Consider the following 26,645-nt stretch of genomic DNA (forward strand, 5'->3'; position numbering starts at 1 on the left):
AGCGATGAGTTTCCATGCGGATCGTCACGTCCATATCCTGATCATCGGTGGCGGCGCCATCGGCACCTCGGTGGCCTATCATCTCGCCCGCGACGGCGCCAAGGACGTGTTGCTTGTCGAGAAGTCGCTGCTCACCCACGGTTGCACATGGCATGCCGCCGGACTGGTCGGACAGCTCCGGGGCAAACGGAACCTGACGCGGCTGATGCAGAATTCGACCGCCGTCTTCGACCGGCTGGAAGCCGAGACCGGGCAAGCGATCTCATGGAAGAAAGTCGGCTCGCTGCGGCTGGCCGGAAGTTCCGCCCGCTGGAGCGAAATCCGCCGGTCGATGACACAAGCCAAGAGCTTTGGGGTCGAATGTCACTCGCTGTCGGCCGACGAGGCAGCCCAGCACTTCCCCTACATTGTCAAGGAAGGCATCGAGGGCGCCGCCTACATTCCCGGTGACGGCTATATCGATCCCTATTCATTGACGATGGCCTATGCCAAGGGCGCGCGGCTGAATGGCGCCAGAATTGAGGAAGGTGTGACGGTTGAGGAGATCGTCATCGAGGGACCGCGCGCGGTCGGGGTCGTCACCAATGGCGGCTCGATCTCCTGCGACATTCTCGTCAACTGCGCCGGGCTGTGGGCCAAGCGCGTCGGCAAGATGGCCGGTGTGCCGCTGGCCGCGGGTGTCGTCGAACACCAGTATTTCCTCACCGAAAAGACGCTGACGCTCGATCCGAACCTGACCACGCTGCGCGACCCCGACCGCAATTTCTACCTCAAGCCGGACACTGGCAGTTTTGCCATCGGCGGCTGGGAGGACGGCTCGAAAGGCTGCTGGCGCGGCATGCCGCCGCTCGATTTCGGCCGTGAGCTCTTCCCGCCCAACATGGAGCGACTGGAACTGTTCGCGCTGCCCGCGGCGGAGCGGCTGCCAGTGCTCAACGAGATCGGTATCCAGACTGTCATCAACGGGCCTATCCCGGTGTCCTTCGACGGCGAGCCGATCATGGGGCTGGCGCCAGAACTCGACAATTTCTTCGTCGCCTGCGGATTTACCGCCGGTATCGCGGCGTCCGGCGGCGCCGGGCTGGCATTGTCCAACATGATCCTTCATGGCGATGCCGGTATGGATTTGTGGCCCTTCGACGTGCGCCGCTTCGGCGCGGTGCAGGCGCAAGGCCGCTATCTGGAAGCGCGCGCCATCGAGGCCTACGGCGCCTACTACAAGATCCACTGGCCGGCGGAGGAATCCCACGCCGCGCGCGGTCTGCGCCTTTCGCCATTGCATGACACGCTGCGCGACAATGGCGCGGTTTTCGGCTCCAAATTCGGCTGGGAGCGGCCGAACTGGTTCTCTGTCGATGACGGTAAATCGGTCGAGATAGGCAGCTTCGAAGGCAAGCCCGGCTGGTTCAACGCTGTCGGCGACGAGGTGCGCGCAATCCGCGAGCGCGCCGCCCTGATCGACCAGACCTCGTTCTCCAAGTTCGAGATTACGGGCAGTGGGGCACAGGCAGCACTGCAGCGCATCGCCGCCAACGACCTTTCCGGCGCGCCGGGTAGGGCCGTCTACACCCAACTCTGCAACGAGAACGGCGGCATCGAAGCCGACGTGACCATCGTTCATACCGGCGAGGATCGCTTCCTGCTGGTCACCGGCTCCGGCTTCGGTGTGCATGACCGGCATTGGATATTGAGGCATCTGCCGGCCGGCATGTCGCTGCGCGACGTGACCAATCAGTATGCCACAATCAATTTGTGCGGCCCCCGCGCCCGGGACATCCTGCAGTCGGTCAGCGATGATGATGTTTCCAACGACGCTCTGCCCTTTCTGGCTGCGCGCGCCATCGAGGTCGGCAACGCCACCGCACTCGCGGTACGTGTCGGCTATGTCGGCGAACTTGGCTACGAACTCTACGTGCCGGAGGACTATGCCGTGCATGTCTACGAAACACTGCGCGAGGCGGGCGAGCCGCACGGCATTGCCGATGCCGGTTATCGCGCCATCGACGCCTGCCGCATGGAGAAGGGCTATCTCTACTGGTCCGGCGACATCACCCCCGACTACAATCCCTACGAAGCTGGGCTCGGCTTTGCGGTGGCGTTGGACAAGGGTGAGTTCCTCGGTCGCGAGGCGCTGTCGCGGATCAAGGCCGAGGGCGTGACGCGAAGGCTGTGCTCCTTCACCGTCGACGGCTTCGCGCCGTTCCACGGCGGCGAGGCGATCCTGTTCGGCGGCAAGGTCGTCGGTTCTACCTCATCCACTGGCTATGGCTATACGCTCGGCAAGACCATTGCCTTCGGCTACCTTCCGGTGGAGTTGTCGGGCGAGGCCGCGTTCGAGATCGAGGCCTTCGGCAAGGCCTACAGAGCGACGCGCGGGCCGCGCACGCTTTATGATGCAAAGATGGAAAGGTTGCGGGGGTGAGTGACGATCTAACCCTCGCCCGCCAGGCCATGACAGCGATCCCGCTGTTCAAGGATTTCGCCGGCAAGGTAGAGCGGCTTGGCGGCCTCACCAATCTCGTCTTCAGGGCTGGCGAGTTCTGCCTGCGCATTCCCGGCAAGGGCACCGAGGAGTACATCAACCGCGCCAACGAAGCGGTCGCGGCGCGCGAGGCGGCAAGGGCGGGGGTCAGCCCCGAGGTGCTGCATGTCGATCCCGGCACCGGCGTGATGGTGACGCGCTTCATCGCCGGCGCCGAGACCATGTCGCCTGAGAAATTCCAGGTTCGGTCGGGCAGTCCGGCACGGGCCGGCGAGGCCTTCCGCAAGCTGCATGCGTCCGGTGCCGCGTTTCCGTTCCGCTTCGAACTGTTTGCGATGATCGATGACTATCTCAAGGTGCTGGCAACCAAGGATGTCGCACTACCCGCCGGCTATCATGACGTGGTGCGCGAGGCCGGGAGCGTGCGCTCGGCGCTCGCCGCCCATCCGCTGCCCCTCGTCGCCTGCCATTGCGACCCGCTGTGCGAGAACTTCCTCGATACGGGGGACAGAATGTGGATCGTCGACTGGGAATATTCGGGCATGAACGACCCGCTGTGGGACCTTGGCGACCTCAGCGTGGAAGGAAAGTTCGACGCGGTACAGGACGAAGAGATGATGCGCGCCTATTTCGGTGGCGAGGCGAGGCCAGCGGAGCGCGGCCGCGTCGTCATCTACAAGGCGATGTGCGACCTTCTGTGGACGCTGTGGGGACTTATCCAGCTGGCCAACAACAACCCGGTCGATGATTTCCGCGCCTATGCCGACGGCCGTTTCGCCCGCTGCAAGGCACTGATGGAGACGCCGGAGTTTTCACGGCATCTCGCCGCGATACGCCGGGGTTAGGGACCAGAACCCTGGATCTGCAGCGCGTCGCGCTTTCAGTCATTGCTTGTGCATGTCGTTATCCCAAAACCGCTGCGCACTTTTGGGCGACAGGCATGAATTCACGCCCTTCGGCACGTTTTCGGGCGGCACCGTGGTCTCGACCACTTTCTGGCGGTGGAAGATGAACAGGCCGGCCAGCACGACGATGCCCGAGCCGATCAAGATGCGCGGGCCTGGAACATCGCCGAAGAACACCAGTCCGAACACCACCGCCCACAAGAGCAGCGTGTAATGCAACGGCGCCAGCGTCGAGGCCGGGGCCAGCTTGAGCGCCCTGGTGATCATCAGATGCGCCCCGCAAGAAACGATGCCGAGAAGCAGCATGGCGCCGAAATCAAGCGCCGACGGCGTCTGCCAGGCGCCGATGGTCAGGACACCGCCAACGACCAGCGAGCCGATGGTCTGCCACGTCACCAGATTGGTGTCGCTGGTGCCGCGCAGCCGGCGATTGAGGATAATGGCGAAGGCGAAGGCGATGCTGCCGACCAGCGCGAAGCTCGACGACAGCGAGAACGCCGCCGAGGATGGCTTCAGCATGATCAGCACACCGCAGAAGCCGAGAAGGATCGCCATCCAGCGGCGCCAGCCGACCTTTTCGCCGAGCAAGAGGTGCGAGAGTGCCGCGACATAGATCGGCCCGGCCATATAGAAGCTCATCACATCCGCGAGCGGCAGATAGACGACGGCGGCATAGAACAGCGCGGTGTCCAGCGTGGTCATGACGACGCGCAAGATCTGCAGTTCGAGCCTCTCCATGCGGAACAGCTTGGCCGTGCCTTGATGGGCGATCATCGGCCCAAGCACGAAGAAGGCGCCGATCGAACGGATCAGCACCACCTGGCCGACGGAGAAGCTGGCGACCAGCCATTTGCCCATCGCATCGTTCAGCGCAAACAGGAAGTCGCCGGCCAGCATCAGCAGAATGCCGGCCAAAAGCACGTTCCTGATTGTGGAATTCTGCGCCACGGGCTGCGTCATGCCGATCCCGATTCCTCCCTTGGTAAGCCGCGTCGTAGACGGAAGCAGCCGCTTTGACGAGGAGAATTCGGGAAACCGGCGAGACCAGAACCGGAAATCGGCTGGGCCTACGTGGCTTTGTGCCTGCGGTTCACCGCCGCCGGCCTTCCATCGATCGAAAGCCGCGTATCCTGCCTCGTCCGCTCCGCCACCACCTTGCCCCTGGCGATGACACAGATGCGCTCGGCGCGCAGGCGCAAGGCTTCGACAGGATTGCCGGCATCGAGAACGACCAGGCTGGCGCGCTTGCCGACCGCGAGACCCAGATGATCGAGACCCATGATCGATGCGTTGACATTGGTGACCATGTCGAAGCAGCGCGCCATGTCGGCCGGGCTCGACATCTGGGCAACATGCAGGCCCATGAAGGCGACATCGAGCATGTCGGCCGTGCCCAGCGAATACCAGGGGTCGAGCACGCAATCCTGGCCCCAGCCGACGCGGATGCCGAGCGCCAGCATCTCCTTGACCCGGGTCAGGCCGCGGCGCTTCGGGAAGGTGTCGTGGCGGCCCTGCAGCATGATGTTGATGAGCGGGTTGGGAATAGCCGAAACTCCGGCTTCGGCGATCAGCGGCAGCAGCTTCGAGACATAGTAGTTGTCCATCGAATGCATCGAGGTGAGGTGCGATCCCGCCACCCTGCCCTGCAGCCCAAGGCGCTGCGTCTCGTAGGCCAACTGCTCGATATGACGCGACAGCGGATCGTCGGTCTCGTCGCAATGCAGGTCGACCATCAAGCCGCGCCTGGCCGCGATCTCGCAGAGTTCGGTCACCGAGCGCGTGCCGTCGGCCATGGTGCGCTCGAAATGCGGAATACCGCCGACGATGTCGACGCCCAGGTCGAGCGCGCGGACAGTGTTTTCGCGCGCTGTCGGCGAGCGATAGAATCCGTCCTGTGGAAAGGCCACCAATTGCAGATCGATGTAAGGGGCGATCGTTTTCTTGACGTCGAGCAGAGCCTCGACCGCCAGCAGCCTGTCGTCGCAGACATCGACATGGGTACGGATGGCGAGCAGGCCCATCGACACCGCCCAGTCGCAATAGGCAAGCGCGCGGTCGCGCACCGCTTCATGCGTCAGGAGCGGCTTCAATTCGCCCCACAGCGAAATGCCTTCGAGCAGCGTGCCCGACGCATTGATGCGCGGGATGCCGTAGGACAGTGTCGCGTCCATGTGGAAATGCGGATCGACGAAGGGCGGCGAGACCAGATTGCCACGGGCGTCGACCTCGGTCCGCGCGGAGCCTTGTAATGTCGGCTCGATCGCCATGATCGTCTCGCCGCTGATGCCGATGTCGGCAGTGGCGCCATCAGGCAGCGTGCCGCCGCGAACGATAAGGTCGAAATCCATCTGTCGTCATCCCGCTCGAAGAATCACCCGTTCCATCGTGTCGCAAAAGACAGCTTGCCGCAGCGGTTTCTTTGCCACCGCTGCCGACGGTTCCATCTCGCCGCAACTCCCTCTATAAGCCGCCTTCGTCGTCCCGTTTCAAGGATCAGCCGTTTGTTTCGTTTCTTCCGCTCGACGGAGAACCAGCGCCTCGTTGCGAGGTTGGTCAGGGAATCCTTCCGACAGCATATGTTCGGATACGGCGCCGCCATAGTGTCGATGCTGGTGGTGGCCGGCATGACGGGCGCCAGCGCCTGGATCCTGCGTGAAATCACCAATGAATTCGTGATCGACAAAAGGATCGATCGCGTCAACATGATTGCGATGGCGGTTGCCGCGATCTTCATCGTCAAGGGCATCGCCAATTTCGTCCAGGCCTATTTCATGAGCCGGGTCGGCAACGCCATCATCGCCGAACGGCAGCGCAAGATCTACGATCGGATTCTCGCGCAGGGCATCGAATTCTATCATTCCACCTCCTCGTCCGACCTGATCACCCGCATGACCAACAATGCCCAGGCGGCACGCAATGTGCTCGACCTCGTGGTCACGTCCTATGCGCGGGATCTGGTGACCTTGATTGTCCTCGTGCTGGTCATGGTGGTGCAGCAGCCGGCGCTATCGCTGATTTGCTTCGTCGTCGGCCCCTTGGCTATCTACAGCGTCAACCGCATCCTGAAGCGTGTCCGCAAGTTCGCTGCAATGGAATTCCGCTCGGTCGGCCAGATCGTGCAGGTAATGCAGGAAACCGCAATCGGCGTGCGCGTGGTCAAATCCTTCAACCTCGAAGGTTTGATGCGCAAGCGCATGTACAAGGCGGTGTCGGACGTCGAGGATCGCGCCAACAACATCGCTGCGCTGGAAGCGGTGACCAGCCCGGTGATGGAGACCCTGGCCGGGCTGGCGATCGCCGGTGCCGTCATGGTCAGCGGCTTCCTGGTTCTGCAGGGAGGCCAGTTGCCGGGCAACATCATGGCCTTCATCGCGGCGCTGCTGCTTGCCTACGAACCGGCAAAGCGCCTCGCGCGCGTCCGCATCTCCCTGGAAAGCGGCATTGTCGGCGTGCGCATGATGTTCCAGCTCGCCGACGAACCGCTGACGCTGGCCGAGAAGCCGGATGCGAAGCCGCTTCTGGACGGGCCGGGCGAGATCCGGTTCGATACGGTCAGCTTTGCCTACCAGAACGGCCCGCCGGTGCTGGACCGGTTCGACCTGACCCTCGCGCCCGGCAAGATGACGGCGCTGGTCGGACCTTCAGGCAGCGGCAAGTCGACGATCTTGAACCTGATCATGCGCATGTACGACCCGCAGGGCGGCAAGGTGATGTTCGACGGCCAGGACATCTCTCACGCAACGCTCGCGTCGCTGCGGGAAAAGATCGCCTATGTCAGCCAGGACACATTCCTGTTCGCCGGCACGATCATGCACAACATCAAGCTCGGGCGCCAGGACGCGACCGACGCGGAAGTGATCACCGCCGCCAAGGCCGCCAACGCGCATGACTTCATCATGGCGCAGGCGAAGGGCTACGAGACGGATGTCGGGGAGAATGGCGGCCTGCTGTCCGGCGGCCAGCGCCAGCGCATCTCGATCGCACGCGCCATGCTGCGCGATGCCGAGATCCTGCTTTTGGACGAAGCGACCAGCGCACTCGACGCCGAATCGGAAGCGCTGTTCCGCGACGCGCTGCAGCAGTTGACGGAGGGGCGCACGACGATCGTCATCGCGCACCGCCTGTCGACCGTGCATCAGGCCGACACGATCGTGGTGCTGGAAGCCGGCAAGGTGGTGGAGAGCGGCCCGCACCGGTCCCTGCTCAAGCAAGGCGGGCTCTACCAGAAGCTTTATGAGTATCAGCTGATGCCGTAGGGGCAGGGCCTCTTCCTTCTCCCGCTGGGGGAGAAGGAAAAAACGCTACTCCGGCACGAACCTGACCGCGCCCTTGGCCGCGCTGGTCGCCATAGCCGCATAAGCGCGTAGCGCCGTCGTCACCTTGCGCTTGCGCTTTTCCTCGGGCTTCCAGGCCAACGCGCCCTTTGCCTCCATCGCCGCCCGCCGGGTGGCGAGTTCGGCATCGTCGACGGCAAGGCGGATGGTGCGGTTGGGGATATCGATCTCGATCGTGTCGCCCTCCTGCACCAGCCCGATCGTGCCGCCTTCGGCGGCTTCCGGCGACGCGTGACCGATCGACAGGCCCGATGTGCCGCCGGAGAAACGGCCATCAGTGACCAGCGCGCAGGCCTTGCCGAGGCCTTTCGACTTCAGATAGCTGGTTGGATAGAGCATTTCCTGCATGCCAGGCCCGCCGCGCGGCCCCTCGTAGCGGATGACGACGACATCGCCGGCCTTGATCTCGTTGGACAGGATCGCCTTGACGCTGGCGTCCTGGCTTTCGAACACGCGGGCCGGGCCGGTGAATTTCAGGATCGATTCGTCGACGCCGGCGGTCTTCACGATGCAGCCGTCGAGCGCCAGATTGCCTTTCAACACGGCGAGGCCGCCGTCTTTCGAGAAAGGTGTTTTCGCCGAGCGGATGACACCCTTTTCCCGATCGAGGTCGAGCTCGTCCCAGCGGCGATCCTGGCTGAAGGCGACCTGAGTCGGCACGCCGCCGGGAGCGGCGAGGAAGAAATCGCGGACGTTCTGGCTGGTCGTGCGGGAAATGTCCCAATGGTCGAGCGCCTCACCCAGCGTTCGGGTATGCACCGTCGGCAGGTCGCGGTTGATCAAGCCGGCATTGTCGAGCTGGCCGAGGATTGCCATGATGCCGCCGGCGCGGTGGACGTCCTCCATGTGCACATCCGCCTTGGCGGGAGCAACCTTGCACAGCACCGGCACCTTGCGCGACAGCGCGTCGATGTCGTCCTGATCGAAGTCGACCTCGCCCTCATGCGCGGCGGCCAGGATGTGCAGCACGGTGTTGGTCGAGCCGCCCATGGCGATGTCGAGCGTCATGGCGTTCTCGAAGGCGCCCTTGGAGGCGATGTTGCGCGGCAGCGCCGTCTCGTCATCCTGCTCGTAATAGCGCTGGGCCAGATCGACGATCAGGTGGCCGGCCTCGACGAACAGGCGCTTGCGGTCGGCATGCGTCGCCAGCGTCGAGCCATTGCCGGGCAGCGACAGCCCAAGCGCCTCTGTCAGGCAGTTCATGGAGTTGGCGGTGAACATGCCCGAGCAGGAACCACAGGTCGGGCAGGCCGAGCGCTCGATGATCTTGACGTCCTCATCGGAGATCTTGTCATCGGCGGCCGCGACCATGGCATCGACCAGGTCGAGCGCCTGCGTCTTGCCGGCCAGCACCACCTTGCCGGCTTCCATCGGGCCGCCGGAAACGAAGACGGTCGGGATGTTGAGGCGCAGCGACGCCATCAGCATGCCGGGGGTGATCTTGTCGCAATTGGAGATGCAGACCATGGCGTCGGCGCAGTGGGCGTTGACCATGTATTCGACGGAATCGGCGATCAGCTCACGCGACGGCAGCGAATAGAGCATGCCGTCATGGCCCATGGCGATGCCGTCATCGACGGCGATGGTGTTGAATTCCTTGGCGACGCCGCCGGCCTTTTCGATCTCGCGCGCGACCAGCTGGCCGAGGTCCTTGAGATGGACATGGCCCGGCACGAACTGGGTGAAGGAGTTGACCACAGCGATGATCGGCTTGCCGAAATCGGAATCCTTCATGCCGGTGGCGCGCCAGAGGCCACGGGCGCCGGCCATGTTGCGGCCATGGGTGGTGGTGCGGGAGCGATAGGCAGGCATGAATTTTCCTTAGGTGGCTGGCCGCGCTCGACTGGAGCGTGACGGCACTGAATTCGGACCGCAGGCGTTATAGACGCCGAAGCCTGGTCTGGCCACAATTTTGCAATGCGCCAGATTTGTCACAAAAAATCGCGGCCGCTGTCGGATCACGCTCCGTCACAACGTCCTTGGGCCGTAACCAGATCGACACCAACCGGAAATCCGCACCAAGGAGAGACGCATGCAAAAGATCACCACCTTCCTGTGGTTCGACGGCCAGGCCGAAGAGGCGATGAACCACTACATGTCCATCTTCAAGAATTCCAAGGAGCTGAGCGTAACGCGTTGGCCCAAGGGCCACGCTCTTGAAGGCCAGGTGCTGGTGGCCTCGTTCGAGCTCGACGGCGTCCCGTTCCTGGCGCTCAACGGCGGGCCGCAATACAAGTTCACCGAGGCGATCTCGCTGTCGATCGACTGCAAGACTCAGGAAGAAGTCGATCATTTCTGGAGCAGGCTCACCGAGGGCGGCGGCGAACCCGGCCCTTGCGGCTGGCTGAAGGACAAGTTCGGCGTCTCCTGGCAGGTCGTGCCGGAACAGCTGCCGCGCCTGCTCGGGGATGCCGACCGGGCCAAGGCCGGCCGGGCGATGAATGCCATGATGCAGATGGGCAAGATCGACATCGCCAAGATCGAAGAGGCAGCCAGAGGCTGAGGGAAGCCTTCAAGCTCGGCGCTGCCCCTCATCCGCCCTTCGGGCACCTTCTCCCCGTGAACGGGGAGAAGGAAAAACTGGCGCCTATGCCGCCCTGTCGCGAACCTGATAGTCCTTGATCGTGGCGAAGCGGATCGCTTTCCAGCGCTCGGCTTCGTAGTTGAGCGAGAAGGCGTGCTGGGCGAGGAACACCGGGTCGTTGTCGAGGTCGCGGGCGATGTCGCCACGATGCGCCTCGATGAAGCGAAGCACCTCGGCCTTGTCGTCGGCCGAGATCCAGCGGCAGACCGAAAAGCGCGACATCTCGAATTCGACGGGCAGCGTGTATTCGAAGTTCAGCCGCTCCTTCAAGACATCGAGCTGCAGGGCGCCGACGACGCCGACGATGGCCGGCGAGCCGTCCTCGGGCGAGAACAGCTGCACGACGCCCTCCTCGGCCATCTGGTGCAGCGCTTCCTTGAGTTTCTTGGCCTTCATCGCATCGCCCAAACGGACACGGCGCAGGATTTCCGGCGCGAAATTCGGCACGCCGCGGAACAGGATTTCCTCGCCCTCGGTCAGCGTGTCGCCGATGCGCAACGTGCCGTGGTTGGGAATGCCGACGACATCGCCGGCAAACGCCTCGTCCGCGGTGACGCGGGTGCGGGCAAAGAAGAATTGCGGCGCCGACAAGGACATCGGCTTTCCCGTGCGCACCAGCTTGGCCTTCATGCCGCGCTCGAGCTTGCCCGAGCAGACGCGCACGAACGCGATGCGGTCACGATGGTTGGGATCCATGTTGGCCTGGATCTTGAACACGAACGAGGTCATCTTGTCCTCGGTCGCCTCGACCTTGCGGGTGTCGGCCTCCTGCGCACGCGGCGGCGGCCCATAGGCGCCGAGCGCCTCGATCAGGTCGCGGACGCCGTAGTTGCGCAGCGCCGAGCCGAAATAGACCGGCGTCAGGTGGCCTTCGCGGAAGGCGTCGATGTCGAGCGGGCGGCAGGCTTCGCGCGCGAGCTCCAGTTCCTCGATGAAGGCCTCGCGCTCGTTTTCCGGCAAAAGGCCGGCGACGCGGTTGGAATCGGGACCGTTGACCGGTGTGCGCTCCTTCTCGTCGTCGCGCTTGCGGACCGCGTTCAGCGCCAGGTGATAGGTGCCGGAGAACGTCTTGCCGCGGCCGATTGGCCAGGTGATGGGTGCGGTATCCAGCGCCAGCTTCTGCTCGATCTCGTCGAGTATCTCGAACGGATCGCGGCTTTCGCGGTCCATCTTGTTGACGAATGTGATGATCGGGATGTCGCGCAGCCGGCAGACCTCGAACAGTTTCAGCGTGCGCGGCTCGATACCCTTGGCGGCGTCGATGACCATGACGGCGCTGTCGACCGCCGACAGCGTGCGATAGGTGTCGTCGGCGAAATCCTCGTGGCCGGGCGTGTCGAGCAGGTTGAAGACATTGTCCTCATACTCGAAGGTCATCACCGACGTGACGACCGAAATGCCGCGCTCGCGCTCGATCTTCATCCAGTCGGACCGGGTCTGGATCTTGTCCTTCTTGGCCTTGACCTCGCCGGCAAGCTGGATGGCGCCGCCGAACAGCAGCAGCTTTTCGGTCAGCGTCGTCTTGCCGGCGTCCGGGTGCGCGATGATCGCGAAGGTGCGGCGGCGGGATACCGCCTGTTCGATGTCTTCAGCCAATTTTTGGAATCCTGTCTGTGGCGCGGGCTTCTAGCAGCGCATTTGAGGCCTGTCGAACAGATTTGGCCGGATTGGTCCGGGACCGCCTCTGTGACCAGGGAAAATTGGCAATGAAACCGCGACTTTCAAATCCACAGACGATCACGACCATCCTTGCTGCCGGAGCGGATGACTGAAGAGATTTCGGAGCGACCGATGCCGATGTCGCGCAACAGATAGTCCGGCAAGTCCTCAACCCATGCCCGATCTCCGCGAATGCGGATGATACGGGCCAGGGCACGAAGGCCACGGCGGTATATTGCGATGGCCAGTGCGAAGGAGCGCCCGGTGGCCGGCTGATCAACGATGAATTCCGTTGCTGTACGAAGAACTGACATGGTCAGGTTTCCTTTTGTTTGATCGATGGATGATTGGGAGGGCCATGCAATGACCCTCCCAAAAAAGTGCAGCGCATCGCCTGCTTCAGGACTGGTCGTGTACGCAGCTCACATACGGGTTCCAGTCGGCGAACATGCCGGCCGGATTGTGCCGCCAATGCCAGACGTGAAGCTCGTAGTAGGGGTCCACTGGGTGGACACCCACCGTCGTCTTGCGCTGGAGGGTGCGGCCGAGGAACTCGGGAACGCCCTTGTCCTTCCAGTCCTTCTCGAAGACGATGTACTCCATGCCAACGAGCTGCATGGTGCCATCGGATTCCGGCTCGTAGGTCAGCACGTCCGGCTCACCGAGCACCAGCTTGCCGTCGCCGGCACGGCCGGGATGGATGAAGTGAACACCCATCGTGCCGTGCTCGTCATGCGTCGTGCATTCGAAGAGTTGCTGGTAGCCCTCGGCCTTGGCGACCTCGATGTTGAGGTACTTGGCCGCCATTTCCCGGGACCGGTTGAGCACCGGGTCGGGCGTATCATGGACATCCGCGGAGCCGCAGGCGAGCGCGGAGGCCCAAATGCCGGCGGACAACGCCGTGCCGAGGATGAGATTTGCGAAGAGTTTCACGGCCCGTCCCTCCGCGTCAGGCGCTGGCGTGCGCCGTCATCGGATCGAACAGGCGCTTGACCTGTGTGATCTTCGTCGCCGGGAATCCGCTCATCTTGGCGTGGCGCTGGATGATCGCTTCGTCCTTGGCGAGATAGACGCAGAACGTCTTGTCGTCGGCGACGAAGGATTCGACCCACTGAATTTCCGGGCCGAGTTCGGCGAGGACGGCGTTCGAGGCCTTGGACGCATCGCGAAGCTGCTCGTGCTCGAAAGTGCCGACCTTGGGAATTTCCCTTTCGATGATGTACTTGTGCATTTCGTAGTCTCCTTGTCTGGGGTTCAAATGCCGCCGGACGGGCGACCATGTCGCTGCCGGTGACATCCCTGGGGCTGCTGCGTTAAAGTGCAGCTTGGCTCGCCAGGCAGACGGAGAATGACAGGAGGGGTGGCCGACAGTCCTTACGCCGCCCTTATCTTCTCCTGATCCTTTGCCACTATCGCTGGAGGGAATTCTGCCGATGGGAGTTTATTGCTTCGGCAATTTCGAGCTGAACGAGGATTCTCGCGGCCTTCGTCTCGCCGACAGAGAGATCGACGTGCAGCCTCTGGTGTTCGATTTCCTTGCCATCCTTCTGCGTCACAAGGACCGGGCCTTGAGCAAGGACGAACTGCTCGAAACGCTGTGGCCGGGCGTCACCGTGACCGAGGCCTCGCTACAGCGTGTGGCCAGCCTTGCTCGCAGCGTTCTGCGCCAAGGCGGTATGGAAACGGCGCTACGCAACCTGCCGCGGTTCGGCTACCGGATCTGCCTCGATCCGCCAGCCACTTTTGAACACAGGTTGAGTCTCGCCAGCCCGTCGATTGCACAGTCCCCCAACCTCGGGTCGCCGATTCTGGCCGCGCGGGCGGCGGCTTCTGCCAGGAAATGGCGCGAGGCCGCGGCTTCGTTCGCCGCGGCAGACGCAGCCGACCAACTGCTCACCGCCGATCTCGAGGAATGGGCGCTGGCTCTGGAATGCATGGGGCGGCCGGCCGAAGCCATTCCACCGCTGACGCGCGCGGTGAGGGCATACAGCATTGCAGCGCAGGGGTCACGTGCGGCTGCTCCGGCAATCACGCTCGCGCGAATACACCTGGAGCGGGGAGAGCTTGCGGTCGCCAAGGGTTGGCATCAGCGCGCGGCAGCCTTGATAGGCACCGCCACCGATAGCCGGGAACACGGCCTCTGGTGCTGGATGGGCGCGCGCATCATGGGAGCGGAAGCCGAGCCAGAGCAGGCGCTGGCGCTGGCCGAGCAAGCCTTCGAAGTTGGCAAACATCTCGAAGATCCTGTCGTTGAATCGCTCGGCCTGATCTATCGCGGCTTCTTCAAGCTTTGCCTCGGCGAAACCAAGTCAGGTGAAGAAGACCAGGACTTCGCAGCCGCCCTCGGCCTGTCCAGCGACATCGATCCGATCGTTGGCGGTATCCTCTATTGCAACATTCTTTGGGCCTGCCGGAATTTCGGCGACTGGGCGAGAGCCAACCAGTGGACGCTCGGCTATGAAAGCTGGTGCAAGGGACATGGGCTCGAGGACCTGTCCGGCTCGTGCCGGCTGCATCGGGCCGAGGTGCTCGGGGTGCATGGCACGCTGAAGGAGGCCGAGGCACTGGTGCGCGCGGCTCTCGAACAGCTTGCCCTGGACGCGCCCTGGGCGACGGGCGATGCATTGCGCGTTCTTGGCGACATTCATCTCTCCGCCGGAGATCTCGCCGAGGCGGAATCGGCCTATCGCGCGTCCCATGCCGCGGGCTGGGACCCCCAGCCCGGCCTTGCGCTCCTGCAACTGGAGCAGGGACAGGCCGAGGCTGCTTTCGCCTCTCTCGAGCGATCCCTTGTCGGGAACGGCTGGCCGACCCTTCAGCGCAAGGGTCTCATTCTCGCCACGCTGGCCAAGGTGGCGGCACGGACGGGTCGGCCGGAGCGCGCGAAGGAGGTCATCGCCGAGCTGGAAAAGCAGCCGCAACGCTGGCCGATGGCATCGATCCGGGCGCTCACGGCGGTGGCCAAGGCCGAGCTCTTTACACGGGAAGACCGATTGGCCGAAGCCGCCCAAGAACTGCAAGTCGCCTGCGCGCGCTGGAACGAGATCGGTTCGCCGATCAATGCCGCCGATGCCCGGCTGTCGCTGGCAGTTTTGCTTATTCAACTGGGCGATCACACGGGCGCCGAGCTGGAGCTTGGCACCGTCCTGGCGGTCGCAAGGAAAGTCGACTCGCCACGGCTGCTGAGGCGGTGCGACGAGCTGCGGACGCTGCTCGCTGGCGCGACGAAAGAAGCGGCACAACCATTGCCGAGAACGCATCCAGGTGGATGAGCCTTCCCCCCTATTGAGATATGCCCGCCGTGATGTCATCAGAAGATGCCCATTCGGCAGAGGACCAGCATGAGCAAGAAAATCATCGTCATCGGCGCCGGCATCATCGGTGCCTCCATCGCGTGGCATCTAAGCAAGGCGGGCGCGCGGGTGACGGTGATCGCCGACAGTGCTGCCGGCGGCGTCGCGACGCCGAATTCTTTTGCCTGGATCAATGCCAGCTGGGGCAATCCGGAGCCGTATTTCCGGCTGCGCACGCGCGCCATGGCCGAATGGTCGCGACTGGCGCGGGACCTGCCAGGCCTGCCGCTCACCTGGTGCGGCGGCCTATGCTGGGATCTGTCGGCGGCCGATATGGAAACCTATGCCGCAGAGCATTCATCCTGGGGCTATGGCATCGAGCGCGTCGATCGTGCCGCCGCCACGCGCATCGAGCCCAATCTCACGGAGCTTCCGGATTTCGCCTTGCATGTCGCCGAGGAGGGTGTTGCTGAGCCGGTCGCGGCCACGAAAGCGTTGCTGGCTGACGCCGAACGGCGCGGGGCGCGGATCATCGCCAGCACGGTCACGGCGCTGGTCCAAACGGACGGCAAGATTACCGGTGTCGACACATCGCACGGCCTGATTGCCACCGACGAGGTGGTGATCGCGGCCGGCGTCGGCTCGCCGGATATTGCCGCGACGGCCGGCATCAACCTGCCGATCGAGACACCGCCCGGGCTGATCGTCCATTCGCGGCCTTACGAAAAACTGCTCAACGGGCTGGTGCTGGCCGAACGGCTGCACATGCGCCAGACGGCGGAGGGCCGCATCATCGCAGGCTCGGATTTCGGCGGCGCCGATCCCGGCATGGATCCGCAAGCCACCGCCCGCGAGCTGTTTTCGGCCATGAAAGCCATGTTGCGCGGCAGCGACGGGCTGGAGCTGGATTTCCACACGGTCGGTTACCGGCCGACGCCGATCGACGGCTTTCCGATCGTCGGCCGCGCCGAGGGCATGGACGGCCTTTACGTCGCGGTCATGCATTCGGGCATCACGCTGGCGCCGGCCGTCGGCCTGTTCGCCGCGCGGGAAATCCTCGACGGCGAGCGCGACCCGCTGCTTGCCCCATACGGGTTGTCGCGCTTCGCTCAATAGCCCGGCGGACGGCGAAAACCGCTGGTGAGCGGCTCGATCGCCCCCGCAATGCCGAGCAGCCGCGACTCCGACCAGCGTTTGCCGACCAGTTGCAGTCCGATCGGCAGGCCGTCGCTGTCCTGCCCGCACGGCATGGAAAGCGCGGGATGACCGCTGTAGTTGAAGGCCGCGCCATAGGCGGGCAGCAGCCAGTAGCTCTGCTCCTTGCCGTCGACCTTGATCGGCGTGCCCGGCTTGCAATGCGGAAAGGCCGTGGTCATGGCGACCGGGCAAAGCAAGGCGTCCCAGCTTTCGAAAAACCGGTCCCAGGCGAGAGTGGATTGGTCGCGACGGGCGAGCGCCTCGAACCAGCGCGATACCGGCGTCGGTTGCTCCGGCGGCTGCGCGGCTTCCATCATCATGCCGATCAACGCGCCGCCCTGCTCCAGATCGTCGTGCAGATCGAGCTTGGGCGGTTTCGCTTCCTCGATGATCGCACCTGCCGATTGCAGCTGCCTTGCGAGACTTTCGAGCGCGGCACTGATATCGCCGGCCACCGGGAAGCCTGGAAAGGACGGCGCGACGGCGATGCGCAAGGTCTTGAGGTCGAGCTTTGGCATGGCTTCGACCGGCACCGGCGCAAGATCGGTATCGCTCCCATCCGGCCCGGCGATGATCTGATAGATCAACGATAAATCTTCCACGCTGCGTGCCAGCGGGCCGAGGCAGGACATCAGCCGCACGCTGCGCGCGGCACCATCTGGATCGGGGAAGGCGCCAGCCAGCGAGACACGATGCTCCGTCGGTTTGAGCCCATAGACGCCGCAGAAAGCAGCCGGCAGGCGGATCGAAGCCTGCATGTCGGTGCCGACATCGAACGGCGTCATCCCGGCGCAAAGCGCCGCCGCCGCACCGCCGCTGGAGCCACCCGCCGTGCGCTGGAGATTCCAAGGATTGCCAGTGCGGCCGAACAACGGATTGTTCGACTGCCAGTCCGACAGCATGGTTGCGACGTTGGTCTTGGCCATCAGCACGCCGCCGGCCGCCTTCAGCCGGGCGACGACCGGACTGTCGTGCCTCGCGACATAGTCGGCGAAGGGCGGAAAGCCGACCGTGGTTTTCATGCCAGATGTCTGGTGCATGTCCTTCAAAGTGAACGGCACGCCGTGCAGTGGCCCGAGCGCCTCGCCACGCGCCAGCGCCGCGTCCGCCTTCTTGGCGCGCTCGCGAGCCCCTTGCCTGTCGAGCGAAATGACGGCGTTGACCGCCCCATTGTGCCTGTCGATCCGCGCCAGATGCGCGTCGAGCACTTCCACGGCGGAGATTTTCCGCGTGGCGATCGCGGCGGCGAGATCTATGGTTGAGGAAAAGACGATGTCCATGCTCAAGGCTCCGGCTTGGCCGCACTCGCCCTGATCAAGATGGCGGACGGCGGCGCGACTTCAAGCCAAGTTGAGCATTCGAGCATCGGCTGCGCTTGATCGGGATTGTGCAGCTGGGCCTGGGACTATCCGACCAGCGCCAGCTTCGCCGCGGCAGGGGCAAAGGGGCGAATGGTGATGCCATCCCTGGTCATGGTGACGAAGCTCGACGGCGGGATCGCCTGCCAGTCGCCGCCCTCGCGATCGAAGGGTTCGGAAACGATGCAGCGGCCGCCCCTGCGCAAGACGGAGGTGTAGAGCGTCGGCGCGTGGGCGTCGGTGGCATAGCGCACCGCATGCAGCGCCTGCCCATCCGAGAAGGCGGCGGTGAGCTTCAGCGCCGGTTCGAGACCGGCGCGGCGCGAGGCTTCGAGGACGCGGCTGGTGGCACGGGACACGGCACCTTGCGGATCGGTGGCCAGTCCTTCGTCGATCAGCAGCAGGAAGAACAATTCGGAATCGGTGGTGCCTTCGCGCTGGTCGAAGACGGCATCGCAGAGCGAGTTCTCCAACGCCCGGCGGATCTTTTCAAAGCCGCCGATCTGACCATTGTGCATGAACGACCAGCGGCCCGAGATGAAGGGATGGCAGTTCATGCGGCTGGTGGCGCCGCCGGTGGACGCCCGCACATGGGCAAGGAACAGGCCGGACTTGATCTGCCGGCAGAGGCTTTTCAGATTGGGGTCCGACCAGGCCGGCAGGATATCGCGATAATGCCCCGGTTCGGGCCGGTCGCCATACCAGGCGAGGCCGAAGCCGTCGCCATTGGTCGGCGATTTCGCTTCCTGGGCGCAATGGCTCTGGGCGATCAGCGAGTGACAGGGCGCCGTGAGGATGTCTTCGAGGAAGACTGCTTCACCAAGATAGGCCGCCCACCGGCACATCGCATCAACCGTTCTCTAGGCGCGATCCATGAGAGCAGCGGGCTCCTTGATCGCGTGTTTGCCTCTGTTGTGCGTCCGCTCGTAAAGCTCGCGAACGATTCGGCTGGCGGTAGTCTCAAACAGAAATGGCAAGAAAGCGTGAACGAGCGCGGCACCCGCCGCCATCAGCAACCGCGACGAGAACCAGGCGGCAAAGGCCATATGGCCGAAATAGGTTTCGCCGACCTTGGCCGGATGAGAGGTGAAAATCCTTGCGAGCCCTGCCGACATGCTGGTCCCCTTCAGCGCTTGAGTTCCTGATGATGAGCATCCTGACATGCTTCGCAGGTTCATTGGTCTCAAAATGTCCTTGTATTTGGCCACTTCATGGGACAAACATCCCACATGGCGCTGGAAATCGACGAAATCGACCGAAAATTGCTGACTGAATTGCAACGCGACGGCACACTCTCCGTCGACCAGCTGTCGGAACGGGTGGCCTTGTCGCGCAATGCCTGCTGGCGCCGGGTCAAGCGGCTTGAGGAGGATGGTGTCATCACCGGGCGGGTGGCGCTGGTCGACGCCGACAAGCTCGGGCTTGGCCTTTCGGTGTTCATCCTGATCCGCACGTCCAACCACGATCCGGACTGGTTGCAGAAGTTCCGGGCGGCGGTGACCGGCCTTCCCGAGATCACCGGCGTCTATCGCATGTCCGGTGACCTCGACTATGTGCTGCGCGCCCGCGTCGCCGACGTGAAGGCCTATGACCGCCTCTACCAGCGACTGATCGCCAAGGTGGCGCTGTCGGACGTTTCCGCTTCCTTCGTGATGGAGGAGATCAAGGAAACAACGGTCGTTCCGATGGAACTGCGCTAGATCACGGTGATGCCACAAAGAAAGCCGTTGATAGCATTGCGGTTGAGTTGACCGAATCGCGGTTCGCGCCGATAGGATCGATTTTATGCGCGCAGCTCTCCACACTCCCTCCGTCATCGGTCCGACCGTCGGCTTCGTCAGGTTGCCGCACGGTGATGGGCTTCCCCTCCCCGACTATGAAAGCACCGGCGCCGCCGGCATGGATTTGCGGGCCGCGGTGCCCGACGACCGGCCGTTGCTGATCCTACCGGGAAAACGCGCTTTAGTGCCGACCGGGCTGATCCTTGAAATTCCGGAAGGCATGGAAGGCCAGGTGCGGCCACGTTCGGGCCTTGCCTTCAAGCATGGCCTTACCGTTCTCAACACACCCGGCACCATCGACAGCGACTATCGCGGCGAGGTGAAGGTGCTGCTGATCAATCTCGGCGACGAGGACTTCGCCGTGACGCGCGGCATGCGCATCGCCCAGATCGTTTTCGCGGCGGTGACGCAGGCAGCGGTGGAAGAACGCACCTTGGCCGGCGGAACGGCACGTGGCTCGGGCGGGTTCGGATCGACCGGCACCGCCTGATGCATGGGGTCCTGCCAAAACTCGTTATCTTCGACTGCGACGGGATCCTGGTCGATACCGAGAACCTCGCCAATCGACGCCTCGCCGAATGGCTGACCGCTGCCGGTTATCCGACAAGCTTCGAATATTGCCGCAAGAACTTCTCCGGTCGCAGCATGGCATCGGTGCAGAAGGAGATCGAGGCAGAGACCAGCGTCAGGCTCGGCGCCGATTTCGTCGATCGCTGGAATGCCGGCCTGCCCGACCTGTTCGCCCACGGGGTCGAGGCCATCCCTTACGTCCACGACTTCATCGAAGTGGTGCGCGCGGCCGGCATCGCCTATTGCGTCGCCACCTCGGCCAGGGTGTCGAAGATGCACATCACGCTTGGTCAGACCGGGCTGTTGCCGCTGTTCGAACACGCGCTGTTCAGTTCGACCATGGTTGGGCGCGGCAAGCCATTTCCCGACCTGTTCCTGCATGCGGCGAAGACGATGGGCTTTGCGCCCGCCGACTGCATCGTCATCGAGGACAGCGTCGCCGGAACGCAGGCCGGCATTGCCGCCGGCATGCGGGTGTTTTCCTATCATGGCGATCCCTATTCCGACCGCGATGGGCTGGTCCAGGCCGGCGGCATCCTGTTCGACGACATGCGCGAACTCGCCGGACTGGTGCCGATCCACTGATCCGATCGTCAGCTCGCGGCTGTACGCCTCGATTGTCCGTGCTAGCTTGGCGCCGCCAATTCGAGGCCCCGCATGAAACCCACCCTGCTTCGCTTCGTTCTCGCTCTTGTGCTGCTGCCGTTTCTATGGACGGCAGCCGGCGCGCAAGCCGTCAGCTTCCCGGAACTCGGCAGCGCGGTGCCCGGCCACAAGGACGTCACCTATCTCGATCTGGCCAGGATGGTCATCCCCGACCTGAGGGCGGACATTGACGGTTTCTACAAGGGTGGGTCGCCGATCGACATGCGCCACATCGAGGGACCCGATAGCGGCGGTTCGCCGCCCGAGGCGTCGAGCCTCCCCAACGCAGCGGTGCTCGACATCAAGGCCGGCGGCAAGGATCGGCTGGCGATGCTGTTCGATCTCGGCGACTCTCCCGACAGCGCCGAGGGCTATGCGGTGCTTGCGCTCTATGACATCACGGCCAGGCCGAGACTGCTCGACGCCGTCAATGTCGCCGTCGACCGCAGCACCTATTTCCGTGATCCGGGCAAGCTTTCCCTCAGCCCCAACGACGATTTGCTCATCACCATGAGCACGCATTTCAATTCGAGATCAGGGCTATGTGAGCACGCCACTGATCATGGTTCGCAACGACCGGTTCGAGCTGATCGACACGATCTATACGTTCGACGAGAACCTGTGCGCCTACAAGCGCACGCAGGATATCGCCTTCCAGTCGATCTCCGACAAGCCTTATGCCGCGATCAAGGCGACGGTGACCGACGCCACGGTGCCGAGCGGTGAAAGCTGCGACGAGGCGCCACCAAAGGCTTCATCGCACAAGATTTCCGTCACCTATCGCTGGGACAAGAAGACATCGCGCTACGTCAAAGATTCCGACGCGTTCGAACGTTTGTCAGCAGAGAACGCCAAACGCTTCTGAACCGATCGCATTCGTTTGCCCGACCGAGGACGGCAGGATAAATTCCGCTCCACCACACCGCACATGATGGGGAACTACCATGGACAAGGGCAAGATCTTTCGTGACCTGCATGCCTCGACCTTCGTCATGCCAAATCCCTGGGACGTCGGTACGACGAAGCTGCTGGGCTCGTTCGGCTTCAAGGCGCTGGCGACGACCAGCGCCGGCTTTGCCTTTTCGCGCGGCCTGCCGGATGGCGCCGTGACCTTCGAGGCGATGATCCACCATTGCCGCGAGGTGACGGCCGCGACCAGCCTGCCGGTTTCCGCTGACCTCGAACGCGGCAAGGGCGACAGCGCCGAGCAGGCCGCCGAAACCATCTTCGCGGCGGACGCGGCCGGCCTTGCCGGCTGCTCGATCGAGGACCACACCGGCGACCCGGACAAGCCGATCTATGATTTCTCGCACGCGGTCGAGCGCGTCGCGGCGGCGGCGGAGGCGGCACGGGCGCTGAAGCACGATTTCGTCTTCACGGCGCGCGCCGAGAATTTCCTGTGGGGCAAGTCCGACCTCGACGACACCATCAAGCGGCTGCAAGCCTTCGAGAAAGCCGGCGCCGACGTGCTCTATGCGCCAGGCATTGGCGATGTCGAGATGGTCCGCACGGTCTGCTCGGCGGTCGGCAAGCCGGTCAATGTCATGGCGAGACCGGGCTTCACCATCGCCGATCTTGCCATGGCCGGGGTCAAGCGGATTTCGCTCGGGCCATGGCTGACCAATTTCGCCTATGGCATGCTGGAGACGGCGGCGCGTGAGATCCAGCAGGACGGCACGTTCGGCTTCACCCGCGCCGCCATGCCGTTCGGCAAATTGCAGGCGCTTTTCGCTGAACCCGTCGCCTGACGCTTGCGGTCACTGGCGGCTTGCGCGGGCCGATATCGCCTTGTGCAGATGCACCATCAGGGCGGCGGCGAACAGTGGCGTCACCAGGTTGAGCAGCGGCACGGCGAGGAAGGCCGATATGACCAACCCGGCGAGAAACACCGTGCCGGCATAGTGCCTGCGCAAGGCCCTGGCCTCTGCCTCCGGGCGAAAGCGCATGGCGGCGAATTCGAAGAACTCACGCCCGAGCAGATAGCCGTTGACGATGAAGAAGGCGGCGATGTTGATGCCCGGCACCAGGAGAAGCAGCAGGGCGACGATGTTGCCGAGGATGACGACGCCCAGGAATCTCATCGACAGCACCAGCGACCGCAGCGCCGGCATGGCGCGTCCCGGTCGATCGTCGGGATAGTCGGTGCGCTCGACCACTTCGGCGACATCGTCCAGAAACAGGCCGGCGATAACAGCCGTCACCGGGGCGATGAGCAACGCCATGCCGAAGGCAAGGGCGATGGCGGCGATGATGCCGCCCAGCCAGCCGGCCCAGGAGGGCATGCCGGGCAACAGCGCGTGGAGCCATGGCAGGGCCAGCCACTCGACAAGACTGGTCAAACTGAACCACAGGGCGACCAGCGCCAGCAGGGTCAAGCCCAACGTCTTCAGGAACACGGCACGAAACGGAGGCGAGAGCAGCTCAAGGGCCGCAGTGCGAGCAGCGTCGAAGATCACCGTGCTTGAACCCCAGGTCAACGGACACCGCCGAGCGGGCGGACGCTCCCGAGATAGGCAGCGCAGGACGCGAGCACAAGCCAATGGCTATCGAGCGAGCGCCGGCTTTCGCATCGGGATGGTCATGGCGGCGACGCCTGCGACAACAAAGGCCATTCCCAGCCATGCCGTCGAACCCAGGCTTTCGCCGAGGAAGAGGGCGCCGATGCCGACACCGATCGGCACGCGCAGATAGGCTTGCGACGTCGTGCCAACCGAGCCCAGCGTGTGGATCAGGCGGAAATAAATGACAAAGGCCAATGCGGTCGAGAAGACGGAAAGGCCGAGCAAGGCCAGGATCGACGCCATCGACGGTGCCAGCGTCCATGGCTGGTCAACCACAAGGCTGAGCGGCACGAGCATGATTGCGCCGCAGAGCATCGAGCCGGCCGCCGGGAGCATCGGATCGAGGCCCTTGAAGCCGCGGCCGAAGATCGCCGCACCGGCATAGCAGATCGTTGCCGCGACGATGGCAAGCTGCGCCCAGAGCTGGTGACCGAGGCCACCCAGCGCCTCGGTGCCGATGATGAGGCAGATGCCGGCTATGCCGGCGCCGACGCCAAGCAGCTTGCGCAACGTCACCGGCTCATGGCGGGTGATGAGCGCGGTCAACAGGAAGGTGAAGATCGGCGAGGTCGCATTGAGGATGGTGGCAAGGCCGGCGTCGACCGAGCGCTCGGCCGCGGCGATCAGCGTGAACGGTACGACGCTGTTGAGGCAGGCCTGGAAGGCGAAACGGCGCCAGCTTGCGGCATCGCTCGGCATGGCGAGGCCACGCCAGCGGATGATGGCGAGCAGGATACCACCCGCGATCAAGGTGCGGGCGGCAATGAACGTGATCGGCGGGATCGTCTCGACGCCGATCTTGATGAAGGTATAGGACGCGCCCCAGAGCACCGCCAGCACGGCAAGCAGTGCCAGCTCGGTCGTCATATCATTCTTTGTCGGCCCGTTCTTTGTAGACATGGGGACTGGTTCGCCTTGGGACGTGATCGGCTGAACACGGCTTGTAAGCGACGCGGCGATGAAATGTTTCGGCCACGGTCGAATTGTCGTAGCGCCTGGCGTGTCGCGCTCCAGGGTCCGCCGTTCGCGGACCGGAATCACCCGAATATCAGCACACCCTAGGCAAACCCGTTGCGAATCGCTACACCCGCGCCCGGCCGGTGTGGAAGCCGGCTCGGGTTCTTGGCGGAGACTTTGATGCCGGATTATGACGTGCTTTGCATCGGCAATGCCATTGTCGACATCATCGCCCAGTGCGACGAGGAATTCCTCGAGACCAACGGCATCATCAAGGGCGCGATGAACCTCATCGACACCGAGCGCGCCGAACTGCTCTACAGCCGCATGGGCCCAGCGATCGAAGCGTCCGGCGGCAGCGCCGGCAACACGGCGGCCGGCGTCGCCAGCTTCGGCGGCCGTGCCGCCTTCTTCGGCAAGGTCTCCAGCGACGCGCTCGGCGAAATCTACGCCCATGACATTCATGCACAGGGCGTTGCCTTCGACACCAGGCCGCTCAAGGGCGAGCCGCCGACGGCGCGCTCGATGATCTTCGTCACCCCTGACGGCGAGCGCTCGATGAACACCTATCTCGGCGCCTGCGTTGAACTCGGGCCGGAGGATGTCGAGGCCGACAAGGCCTCTGGCGCCAAGGTCACCTATTTCGAGGGTTATCTGTGGGACCCGCCGCGCGCCAAGGAAGCGATCCGGCAGACGGCGAAACTGGCGCACGCGGCCGGCCGCGAAGTGTCGATGACGCTGTCGGATTCGTTCTGCGTCGACCGCTACCGGGACGAGTTCCTCGACCTGATGCGCTCCGGCACCGTCGACATCGTTTTCGCCAACAGCCACGAGATCAAGTCGCTCTACCAGACATCGTCGTTCGACGAGGCGCTGGCGCAGATCCGCAAGGATTGTAAGATCGCCGCCGTGACGCGCTCTGAAAAGGGCTCGGTGATCGTGCGCGGCGACGAGACCGTGGTCATCAAGGCGACCTCGATCAGGGAGCTGGTCGACACGACAGGCGCCGGCGACCTCTACGCCGCCGGTTTCCTGCACGGCTACACCCAAGGCCGCGACCTCAAGACCTGCGGCGATCTTGGCTCACTGGCGGCCGGATTGGTGATCCAGCAGATCGGCCCGAGGCCGCGGCAGAATTTGCGCCGCGAGGCCGAGCAGGCGGGCCTGCTGTAGGCGCAGGCTCTCCCTTCTCCCCTTGTGGGAGAAGGTGGCCCTGCGGAGCGGGGTCGGATGAGGGGTGCTCCAGCTTGGCAAAGCCGCGCCCCGTCCAACACCCCTCAACCGTCTTGGCGCTGTGCGCCAATCCACCTTCTCCCACAAGGGGAGAAGGGAAGGCGCCTCGCTGCTCACCGTCGCGCAGCTGTCACACATCGCACCTACACGCAATCGAGGCCCCCGCGACTGACATTTCGGGGCACCATAGCCAGTTGGGGTGTCAAAAAATGCAAGACAGCAAGCTGTCGGGCGGCTGCATCCGTTGCCGCTGCGATTTCGGCTTTCCGCACTGACGTTCAACATTCGGCCGCGGCTGAGGGAGGAGCGCGCGCGGCCCAAAAAGACAGATGCATGAACAGATTCCAGACCCAGTCGACCGGCATCGGGCAGGACGAATTCGCGGATATGGTCGCGGAGAGAGTCGAACGCGCGCTTGCCCACTATGACGAGGCCATCAACAAGCCCACCATGGTCTCGGTCGGCAAGATCGCCGGCAGCATAGCTTCCGCCGTCACCCTGCTGTCGCCAAAGCACCAGCGCGCCATCGACGCCATCCATGCCGATCTTCCCGGCCTGGCGTCGAAGTTCGTGCGCGCGCTGGCGGCGGAAGCCGCGCGTCGCAGCGAGGCCGGTACCGCGACAAGCCAGCCGGCGGCATCGCTGGCGGATATCGATGGGCCTGTTTCTTCATCCCTGCGCAGCCAGTCCGACGACCTCGAATCGATGCTGATCGAGGACTGGGCCGGGCGGGTCGCCGGCTCCACCTATCTTGAGGAGAACCTGCGCATCGCCCGCTCGACATTGCATCGCTGGCAAAGGCGGGGCGAGGTCGTCGCCTTGCGCAAGGGCGGCCGCAAGCATGTCTTCCCGCTGGCGCAGTTCGTCGACGGCAGGCCGGTGACGGGTCTCCGCGAGGTGCTATCCCTGATCAGTAATCCGAGGCTCGCGTGGCTGTGGCTGACCCGCCCCTCGGCGCAGCTCGACGGCCGCATCCCGATCGACCTGCTGCGGCAGGACCAGGTCGACGATGTGGTGCTCGCCGCGCGTGCATTCGCGCCGGATCCAGTGCCTTGAGGCCTGAGTAGACGCCAATCGGGCCTGGCC

The 26,645-nt window shown here is 64.0% G+C and carries 26 protein-coding genes; 14 read left to right on the top strand and 12 right to left on the bottom strand.

Annotation, left to right across the window (positions count from 1 at the left end; translation table 11 throughout):
- The first annotated feature begins 4 nt into the window (after positions 1 to 4).
- Positions 5 to 2,422 carry a GcvT family protein gene (locus tag AC56QP_RS15110; protein WP_489859177.1) on the top strand — a complete coding sequence of 806 codons (2,418 nt, stop codon included), beginning with the start codon at positions 5 to 7 and terminating at the stop codon, positions 2,420 to 2,422.
- A 29-nt stretch (positions 2,423 to 2,451) separates the two neighbouring features.
- On the top strand, positions 2,452 to 3,327 hold the full coding sequence (locus AC56QP_RS15115) for a phosphotransferase (protein ID WP_489863595.1): 876 nt from the start codon (positions 2,452 to 2,454) through the stop codon (positions 3,325 to 3,327).
- Between the two features lie 39 nt (positions 3,328 to 3,366).
- On the opposite strand, the gene AC56QP_RS15120 is transcribed toward AC56QP_RS15115, so the two are convergent.
- Entirely contained in the window at positions 3,367 to 4,347 is a 981-nt protein-coding gene (locus tag AC56QP_RS15120) for a DMT family transporter (RefSeq protein ID WP_489859176.1), read from the bottom strand.
- A 107-nt stretch (positions 4,348 to 4,454) separates the two neighbouring features.
- Positions 4,455 to 5,735 (bottom strand): amidohydrolase family protein, encoded by a 1,281-nt coding sequence (locus AC56QP_RS15125; RefSeq protein WP_489859175.1) that lies wholly within the window; start codon positions 5,733 to 5,735, stop codon positions 4,455 to 4,457.
- A gap of 153 nt (positions 5,736 to 5,888) precedes the next feature.
- Here AC56QP_RS15125 and AC56QP_RS15130 point away from each other — a divergent pair, with 153 nt between their 5' ends.
- A complete protein-coding gene (locus AC56QP_RS15130) occupies positions 5,889 to 7,643 on the top strand; it encodes an ABC transporter ATP-binding protein (RefSeq protein WP_489859174.1) in 1,755 nt (584 codons plus the stop codon).
- A 45-nt stretch (positions 7,644 to 7,688) separates the two neighbouring features.
- Here AC56QP_RS15130 and ilvD read toward each other — a convergent pair whose 3' ends face one another.
- Entirely contained in the window at positions 7,689 to 9,533 is a 1,845-nt protein-coding gene (gene ilvD / locus AC56QP_RS15135; RefSeq protein WP_489859173.1) for a dihydroxy-acid dehydratase, read from the bottom strand.
- Positions 9,534 to 9,753: 220 nt separating this feature from the next.
- Here ilvD and AC56QP_RS15140 point away from each other — a divergent pair, with 220 nt between their 5' ends.
- Positions 9,754 to 10,224 carry a VOC family protein gene (locus AC56QP_RS15140; protein ID WP_256749069.1) on the top strand — a complete coding sequence of 157 codons (471 nt, stop codon included), beginning with the start codon at positions 9,754 to 9,756 and terminating at the stop codon, positions 10,222 to 10,224.
- Between the two features lie 84 nt (positions 10,225 to 10,308).
- On the opposite strand, the gene AC56QP_RS15145 is transcribed toward AC56QP_RS15140, so the two are convergent.
- The 4 genes from AC56QP_RS15145 to AC56QP_RS15160 all read right to left on the bottom strand — a co-directional run bounded on the left by AC56QP_RS15145 (position 10,309) and on the right by AC56QP_RS15160 (position 13,195).
- Entirely contained in the window at positions 10,309 to 11,901 is a 1,593-nt protein-coding gene (locus tag AC56QP_RS15145; RefSeq protein ID WP_489859172.1) for a peptide chain release factor 3, read from the bottom strand.
- A 125-nt stretch (positions 11,902 to 12,026) separates the two neighbouring features.
- Positions 12,027 to 12,278 carry a hypothetical protein gene (locus tag AC56QP_RS15150; protein ID WP_489859171.1) on the bottom strand — a complete coding sequence of 84 codons (252 nt, stop codon included), beginning with the start codon at positions 12,276 to 12,278 and terminating at the stop codon, positions 12,027 to 12,029.
- An 85-nt stretch (positions 12,279 to 12,363) separates the two neighbouring features.
- The gene (locus tag AC56QP_RS15155; RefSeq protein WP_489859170.1) at positions 12,364 to 12,897 is read right to left on the bottom strand and encodes a hypothetical protein; all 534 of its coding nucleotides are present in this window, start codon (positions 12,895 to 12,897) and stop codon (positions 12,364 to 12,366) included.
- Positions 12,898 to 12,913: 16 nt separating this feature from the next.
- Positions 12,914 to 13,195, bottom strand: a complete 282-nt coding sequence (locus AC56QP_RS15160; RefSeq protein ID WP_489859169.1) for a DUF4242 domain-containing protein — start codon at positions 13,193 to 13,195, stop codon at positions 12,914 to 12,916.
- Positions 13,196 to 13,397: 202 nt separating this feature from the next.
- On the opposite strand from AC56QP_RS15160, the gene AC56QP_RS15165 reads away from it, so the two are divergent.
- Both AC56QP_RS15165 and AC56QP_RS15170 read left to right on the top strand, forming a co-directional pair.
- Positions 13,398 to 15,236: a winged helix-turn-helix domain-containing protein gene (locus AC56QP_RS15165; RefSeq protein WP_489859168.1), complete on the top strand. Its 1,839-nt coding sequence runs from the start codon at positions 13,398 to 13,400 to the stop codon at positions 15,234 to 15,236.
- A 69-nt stretch (positions 15,237 to 15,305) separates the two neighbouring features.
- Entirely contained in the window at positions 15,306 to 16,373 is a 1,068-nt protein-coding gene (locus tag AC56QP_RS15170) for an NAD(P)/FAD-dependent oxidoreductase (RefSeq protein WP_489859167.1), read from the top strand.
- On the opposite strand, the gene AC56QP_RS15175 is transcribed toward AC56QP_RS15170, so the two are convergent.
- The 3 genes from AC56QP_RS15175 to AC56QP_RS15185 form a co-directional block, all read right to left on the bottom strand.
- Positions 16,367 to 17,734, bottom strand: coding sequence for an amidase (locus tag AC56QP_RS15175; protein WP_489859166.1), 1,368 nt, complete (start codon positions 17,732 to 17,734; stop codon positions 16,367 to 16,369). The genes AC56QP_RS15170 and AC56QP_RS15175 overlap by 7 nt on opposite strands.
- Positions 17,735 to 17,859: 125 nt before the next feature.
- On the bottom strand, positions 17,860 to 18,657 hold the full coding sequence (locus AC56QP_RS15180; RefSeq protein ID WP_489859165.1) for a class II glutamine amidotransferase: 798 nt from the start codon (positions 18,655 to 18,657) through the stop codon (positions 17,860 to 17,862).
- A gap of 15 nt (positions 18,658 to 18,672) precedes the next feature.
- A complete protein-coding gene (locus AC56QP_RS15185) occupies positions 18,673 to 18,927 on the bottom strand; it encodes a DUF6356 family protein (RefSeq protein WP_091584328.1) in 255 nt (84 codons plus the stop codon).
- A gap of 114 nt (positions 18,928 to 19,041) precedes the next feature.
- Between AC56QP_RS15185 and AC56QP_RS15190 the strand changes: the two genes are divergently transcribed.
- The 6 genes from AC56QP_RS15190 to AC56QP_RS15215 all read left to right on the top strand — a co-directional run bounded on the left by AC56QP_RS15190 (position 19,042) and on the right by AC56QP_RS15215 (position 22,556).
- Positions 19,042 to 19,512 (top strand): Lrp/AsnC family transcriptional regulator, encoded by a 471-nt coding sequence (locus AC56QP_RS15190; protein WP_091584325.1) that lies wholly within the window; start codon positions 19,042 to 19,044, stop codon positions 19,510 to 19,512.
- 85 nt (positions 19,513 to 19,597) lie between these two features.
- Entirely contained in the window at positions 19,598 to 20,083 is a 486-nt protein-coding gene (gene dut, locus AC56QP_RS15195) for a dUTP diphosphatase (RefSeq protein WP_489859164.1), read from the top strand.
- Positions 20,083 to 20,748 (top strand): HAD family hydrolase, encoded by a 666-nt coding sequence (locus AC56QP_RS15200; protein WP_489859163.1) that lies wholly within the window; start codon positions 20,083 to 20,085, stop codon positions 20,746 to 20,748. Before dut ends, AC56QP_RS15200 begins: the two co-directional genes overlap by 1 nt.
- A 72-nt stretch (positions 20,749 to 20,820) precedes the next feature.
- Positions 20,821 to 21,534, top strand: a complete 714-nt coding sequence (locus tag AC56QP_RS15205) for a hypothetical protein (RefSeq protein WP_497109054.1) — start codon at positions 20,821 to 20,823, stop codon at positions 21,532 to 21,534.
- The gene (locus tag AC56QP_RS15210) at positions 21,506 to 21,673 is read left to right on the top strand and encodes a hypothetical protein (protein WP_497109055.1); all 168 of its coding nucleotides are present in this window, start codon (positions 21,506 to 21,508) and stop codon (positions 21,671 to 21,673) included. The genes AC56QP_RS15205 and AC56QP_RS15210 overlap by 29 nt, the downstream gene beginning before the upstream one ends.
- A 79-nt stretch (positions 21,674 to 21,752) precedes the next feature.
- On the top strand, positions 21,753 to 22,556 hold the full coding sequence (locus AC56QP_RS15215) for an isocitrate lyase/PEP mutase family protein (RefSeq protein WP_489859161.1): 804 nt from the start codon (positions 21,753 to 21,755) through the stop codon (positions 22,554 to 22,556).
- Positions 22,557 to 22,565: 9 nt separating this feature from the next.
- On the opposite strand, the gene AC56QP_RS15220 is transcribed toward AC56QP_RS15215, so the two are convergent.
- Both AC56QP_RS15220 and AC56QP_RS15225 read right to left on the bottom strand, forming a co-directional pair.
- Positions 22,566 to 23,264 (bottom strand): sulfate transporter family protein, encoded by a 699-nt coding sequence (locus AC56QP_RS15220; protein ID WP_489863594.1) that lies wholly within the window; start codon positions 23,262 to 23,264, stop codon positions 22,566 to 22,568.
- Positions 23,265 to 23,351: 87 nt separating this feature from the next.
- Complete coding sequence (locus AC56QP_RS15225) at positions 23,352 to 24,236, bottom strand: EamA family transporter (RefSeq protein ID WP_489859160.1); 885 nt, start codon at positions 24,234 to 24,236, stop codon at positions 23,352 to 23,354.
- A gap of 270 nt (positions 24,237 to 24,506) precedes the next feature.
- Between AC56QP_RS15225 and AC56QP_RS15230 the strand changes: the two genes are divergently transcribed.
- Positions 24,507 to 25,499, top strand: coding sequence for an adenosine kinase (locus AC56QP_RS15230; protein WP_256749085.1), 993 nt, complete (start codon positions 24,507 to 24,509; stop codon positions 25,497 to 25,499).
- Between the two features lie 393 nt (positions 25,500 to 25,892).
- Positions 25,893 to 26,615, top strand: coding sequence for an antitoxin Xre/MbcA/ParS-like domain-containing protein (locus AC56QP_RS15235; RefSeq protein WP_489859159.1), 723 nt, complete (start codon positions 25,893 to 25,895; stop codon positions 26,613 to 26,615).
- The last annotated feature ends 30 nt before the right edge of the window (positions 26,616 to 26,645 follow it).

It is taken from the genome of Mesorhizobium sp. RCAM 05104 (assembly GCF_059683645.1).